Below are 4,916 nucleotides of genomic sequence, written 5' to 3'. Positions count from 1 at the left end.
CGCCCCGTCCCCGCCGCCAGCGGGGGCGGGGTGGCGCTCGACGCGACTCGTGACCGACCGACATGACAATGTCCCCGTCCGTTCCGGGCGGGGACATTGTCATTCCCGCCGCCACCCTGGCCAGTCAGGGTGGCACAGCGATAGGCGGTACGCCCTTGACTCCTCGCTACTACCCGCCATCGACCGGCCGTACTGGCACGGATCTGGCACGTCTGACTCAACCGGCCGTTGTCCCTGCCTTCACCTCGGTCCACTGGCCGCCATCGGCACGGATCAGGCGTTGAACCATCCGGCGGTTCCCGCCGCACACGCCTACCTCCTGGCCGTGTTCAACGGCTCCGACGGCGAGCTGGGCATCCGGCGCTGCCGGTGCGACAGCCGCCAATCCGAACTTCTCATGGAGGCACGCGCTGTACGCGCCGAGCTTGCGAAAGTAAAGACGATGATCCGCGCGTACGGGCTGGCTCGGGCGGACGCCGGCATAACGCCGTGACGGGTGTCAGCTGACGCGGTCCGCAGGCGGCGCCCGCTCCGAGGTGAAGTTGCCCGGCCCGACCGCCATGGTCCGACTTCCGGTATAAACGCATCGCACGTTCCGCAGCTCATCGGGTATCTTATCGGTGCTGCCCCGGATACGTTCCGTCAGCTCCAGCAGAGCATGATCGAAAGCCTCCTGCTTCCGGGGTCGGGGGAATCTCGGACATGGTCCTCGCGGTGTAGGGCGTCCGTGCGACGAAATTGACGGGACGCCCTGAAAGGCGTCGATCAGCGGTTACGGAAAAAGCCTGTTAGATGTGGGGTAACCACGAGCGAAGCCGCACCATTTTGCGTTAGGCCGTCCATGACTTCCTTGCTGGGCTGCCCGTAAACGTCAAGCGCCTCCACGGAGCAGTGTTCCATGACCTCTTGGATGTATGGATCGGCGAGCTGCCAATGCTTCAGCACTGCGGCAGAGTCGAGGTAGAGCTGGAAGCTGTGGGCGCGTAGGTTGGCTTCGTCAATGAACACTTCAACCATGAGTTGCGGGCCGTGCTCTCTTACGAAGTCAACAGCAGAACGAACTGCGTCTCGATATTTTTCGAGGTGACCCTCCTTGATGCGCATGGTGTTACGGAGAAGAATCGGGCCATCTGCCAACTGGGTAGTTGACCGGGACATCTGTAGGCTATTCCTTTCGTGCTTGTCGAATCGCGCAGGACGTCGGCTGGCGGTAGTAGCTCGCGACGCCTTGGGTGGCGGCCCTGCACGTGCCTGACCTGCGTACGGCTGGGCATGTCATGCCGGTGGCGGGCTTCCTCACGGGTCGCCACCGGCAGTGCGGTTGTCACCGCAACGATGCGGAGGAACTCGCTATCTGGTGGGTGACCTGGCCCCGAGGTCCGCAGGGGTGCTCGCCGAGACGCCGGAGCCGGATCGAGGCAGGTCGTCCGGCCTCCTATGGGACTTCTCGTCGATCGACGACGGCGGTGAGACCCTCGCCTGAGCGGTTGTCAGCGAGGAGCGCCTCGATCCGCGCTGCCACGATCGGAAGGCCGCCGTCGCCGAGCGGGCTGCCGGAACGTTGTTCGATGAGGTGACGGAGCACGGTGAGGTGCTCGCCGAGGTTGGCCGGGCCGGGCGGATAGTCAGCTTCGAGAAGCTCGATCGCGGTGGCCGGGGCCGAGTTGACCACGTGGCCGAGTTGTGTACCGGCAGTCCGGGCGAAGTCGGTGATGTCGATGCCGGCGGCGCGTACGGTGTCGAGAGCGCGAAGCAGGCCCAGTTGTGCGTCGTACCAGACGCCGAAGAGGGCCAGATCCCAGATCGCGGCGGCCGCTGGCGCGTCCCCGACGAAGCGGGGCGGACTGAGCAGGCGCAAGGTGTCAAGGTGAAGCTCGTACGCGGCACGGTCACCGCCGTACAGGATGGTGGCCCTGTCAGTGCCGATCGTCTCCGGCGAGGCCTGGACGCCCGCGTCAAGATACCGAGCGCCCATGCCGGCGACGAGCTCGGCCGTCGTCTGCGCCTCCCCCGGTGTGCCGGTGCACAACGCGACAATGGTCCGCCCGGCCTGGTCCGGGTGCATGGCGGCCAGGCAGTCGGCGACCGCGCGGTAGTCGGTGAGGGTGAGCAGGACGAGATCGCTCGACGACACGGCCGCAGCGACCGAGTCGACGGGCCGAGCACCCGCCTCCACCAGACCGGTGAGCCGGTGCTGAGTGCGGTTCCACACCACCACCTCGCGGCCCGCGTCGAGTAGCCGGCGTGCCACCGCTGTTCCGATGTTGCCGGTTCCGATAATTGTGATGGTCTCTGCCATACGGCCAGCCTAGAACCTCAACTTAACTTCATGTCAAGCCGTGACGTCGAGATGAAGGGAACTGCCCCTGTCGGCCCGGACACCTCGAGGTCTGCCCCCACCGCGCCACCGCGATCGTGCAGGCCATCCTCGTCCTCGAAGCCGCCGAGGACGCCCGCTACCCACGATGAAAATGACTCACGGATGCCAAGGTGGAATCCGCCGATTGGAAGCCGCTCGATTCGGAAGGCACGGTGTCTGCGCTCATTTCCTTCCAATTTACGCTGATTGACCCGACAACCGGTAGCGCAACTTTCATGAAGGGCAGCCAGCACGAATGGCGCTTTCAGGAAACGCAAGAGCGGGGCATCGATGGCGGCTGGAAAATCTGCCGCGTCGACGCCCCGCCTTTATGCGGAAACCATATTCGTTGCTAGCCTAATGCCGCATCGACCTACGGCACACTGGCAGCACATGGTCGACCCAGAGCGGCGCGACGCCCAAAGAGTTGATGGCGCGCATCGGGCATTCCAGCACCCGCGCCGCCATGATCTACCAGCACGCCACCCGTGACCGCGATCACGCCATCGCCGCCGCCCTGGACGCACTGATCGAAGAGGCGAGAGGCACGGCCAGCGCCGGATCTGGCACGTAGCGCCCCGAGAACGGCGGAAACGAAAAACGCCCTGGTGGGGGATCGTGTCCCTCACCCGGGCGTTTCGCAAGGGTGGAGCCGAGGGGACTCGAACCCCTGACCCCCACACTGCCAGTGTGGTGCGCTACCAGCTGCGCCACGGCCCCTTGCTCGTCCCCGGCGTCCCGGGCACGCAGAGAACTATACACACGGCCCCCGCGATGGTCATCTCGCGGGGGTACCCCTCCCCGGCGCTCAGTTCAACGCCACGTCGGGCGGGAAGTGGGCGACCGCCGCCATCATCCCGCCCTGCCGGCGCAGCACCATCGGCCACAGGTCGTCGGGCCGGTCGACGAACGCGTCGCCGGGCAGGGCGTCGAAGACGAACCACGAGCCGTCCTCGATCTCCTGCTCCAACTGGCCGGCGCCCCAGCCCGAGTAGCCGGCGAAGACCCGGATGCTGCCGATGCTGTCGCGCAGCTTCTCCGGATCCACCGACAGGTCGATCGTGCCGACCGCGCCGGAGATCGTCTGGAAACCCTTCAGGCGGCGGATCGGGTGCCGCATCCGGGCCAGGCAGATCGCCGAGTCCGGCTGGACGGGGCCGCCCTCGAAGAGCACCGCGGGGTGGCGGGCCAGGTCGCTCCAGCCGCCCAGGACGTCGGCCACCGGGACCTCGGTGGCCCGGTTGAGCACCACGCCGAGCGCCCCGCCGGCCTCGTGGGCCACCAGCAGCACCACCGTACGGTCGAAGTTCGGGTCCTTCAGGGCCGGAGTCGCGACAAGCAGCCGCCCTGTCATCGACTCCGTGGCTCGACCGCCGATCGCGCGTCCCTCCTCCTGCATCTCGGACATCGTCACCCGCGCGCCGGGTCGGGTAACGGGGCGTCGCCGTGGGTCCGTGCTGTCACCGCCATGCCTGGCACCATAGCTTGCGCCCGGGGCGGTGGCTAAGGTCTGAGCGGCGGATGATCGAGCGGCGACAGAGGAGGACCGTTGAGCCCTACGGCGGACATCGCGGTGATCGGCGGATCGGGCCTGTACGCGTTGCTCGACGGCGCGACCGCGTACGAGGTGGACACGCCGTACGGGCCTGCCTCGGACCCGGTCACCATCGCCGAGGTGGGCGGTCGCCGGGTGGCGTTCCTCCCCCGGCACGGCCGGGACCACCGGCACCCGCCGCACCTGATCCCATACCGGGCCAACCTGTGGGCGCTGCGGTCCCTCGGGGTGCGTCAGGTGCTCGCCCCCTGCGCGGTGGGCGGGCTCCGGCCCGAGTTGGGTCCGGGCACCTTCGTGGTGCCGGACCAGCTGATCGACCGGACCACCGGACGCAGCCAGACCTACTACGACCGGGGTGCGGTGCACGTCTCGTTCGCCGACCCGTACTGCCCGGTCGGGCGGCGTACGCTGCTCGCGGCGGCGGCCGGACGGGACGTGCCGGCGGTGGACGGTGGCACGGTGGTGGTGGTCGAGGGGCCGCGCTTCTCCACCCGCGCCGAGTCCCGCTGGTACGCCTCGATGGGCGGCACGGTGGTCAACATGACCGGGCATCCGGAGGCGGTGCTCGCCCGCGAGCTGGCCCTCTGCTACACCTCGATCGCGCTCGTCACCGATTTGGACGCGGGCGTCACGGCCGGCGAGTCGGTCACCCAGGCGGAGGTGTTCCGGGTGTTCGCGGAGAACACCGACCGGCTGCGCGGGGTGCTGCTGGACGCCGTGGCGGCGCTGCCGGCCAGCCGGGACTGCCCGTGCGGGCACGCCCTGGACGGCATCGAGCTCCCGGTCCCCCTGCCCTGAGCCGCTCCCCCGGCGGCGCCCGGGATCCGGTTGCCGGCCCACCACGGCCGCTGGCGCCGCACCGTACTCAGTGCGGCTGTTCGGTGAGCACCCGTCCGGTGAGCACGTCGAGCACCGGCCGGGTGCCCAGCGGCGCGGCGAGGGTGACGGTGACCGGTTCCAGCACGAGCTGTTCGGTGCACACGCCGGTGGAGCGGACCACCC

The 4,916-nt window shown here is 68.4% G+C and carries 6 protein-coding genes and 1 tRNA gene; 3 read left to right on the top strand and 4 right to left on the bottom strand.

The features are described 5' to 3' along the window. Positions 1-280 precede the first annotated feature (280 nt). Positions 281-493, top strand: coding sequence for a hypothetical protein (locus E1182_RS29140; RefSeq protein ID WP_132270934.1), 213 nt, complete (start codon positions 281-283; stop codon positions 491-493). 272 nt (positions 494-765) lie between these two features. On the opposite strand, the gene E1182_RS29135 is transcribed toward E1182_RS29140, so the two are convergent. Both E1182_RS29135 and E1182_RS29130 read right to left on the bottom strand, forming a co-directional pair. Next, positions 766-1,104: a hypothetical protein gene (locus E1182_RS29135; RefSeq protein WP_207921565.1), complete on the bottom strand. Its 339-nt coding sequence runs from the start codon at positions 1,102-1,104 to the stop codon at positions 766-768. A 331-nt stretch (positions 1,105-1,435) separates the two neighbouring features. Continuing rightward, a complete protein-coding gene (locus E1182_RS29130) occupies positions 1,436-2,299 on the bottom strand; it encodes an NAD(P)-dependent oxidoreductase (protein ID WP_132270932.1) in 864 nt (287 codons plus the stop codon). Positions 2,300-2,490: 191 nt separating this feature from the next. Here E1182_RS29130 and E1182_RS29125 point away from each other — a divergent pair, with 191 nt between their 5' ends. Continuing rightward, positions 2,491-2,715 carry a hypothetical protein gene (locus E1182_RS29125; RefSeq protein ID WP_132270931.1) on the top strand — a complete coding sequence of 75 codons (225 nt, stop codon included), beginning with the start codon at positions 2,491-2,493 and terminating at the stop codon, positions 2,713-2,715. 291 nt (positions 2,716-3,006) lie between these two features. On the opposite strand, the gene E1182_RS29115 is transcribed toward E1182_RS29125, so the two are convergent. Together E1182_RS29115 and E1182_RS29110 are read right to left on the bottom strand one after the other, a co-directional pair. After that, positions 3,007-3,079, bottom strand: a tRNA-Ala gene (locus E1182_RS29115). An 88-nt stretch (positions 3,080-3,167) separates the two neighbouring features. Further along, the gene (locus E1182_RS29110) at positions 3,168-3,758 is read right to left on the bottom strand and encodes a YqgE/AlgH family protein (RefSeq protein WP_132270935.1); all 591 of its coding nucleotides are present in this window, start codon (positions 3,756-3,758) and stop codon (positions 3,168-3,170) included. 150 nt (positions 3,759-3,908) lie between these two features. Here E1182_RS29110 and E1182_RS29105 point away from each other — a divergent pair, with 150 nt between their 5' ends. After that, positions 3,909-4,712, top strand: a complete 804-nt coding sequence (locus E1182_RS29105) for an S-methyl-5'-thioadenosine phosphorylase (RefSeq protein WP_132270929.1) — start codon at positions 3,909-3,911, stop codon at positions 4,710-4,712. The last annotated feature ends 204 nt before the right edge of the window (positions 4,713-4,916 follow it).

The sequence above is a fragment of the Micromonospora sp. KC721 genome (assembly GCF_004348355.1).
Classification (GTDB): domain Bacteria; phylum Actinomycetota; class Actinomycetes; order Mycobacteriales; family Micromonosporaceae; genus Micromonospora.
The sequence above is the reverse complement of the archived record's forward strand: the minus strand, read 5'-3'. Positions and strand labels throughout refer to the sequence as shown.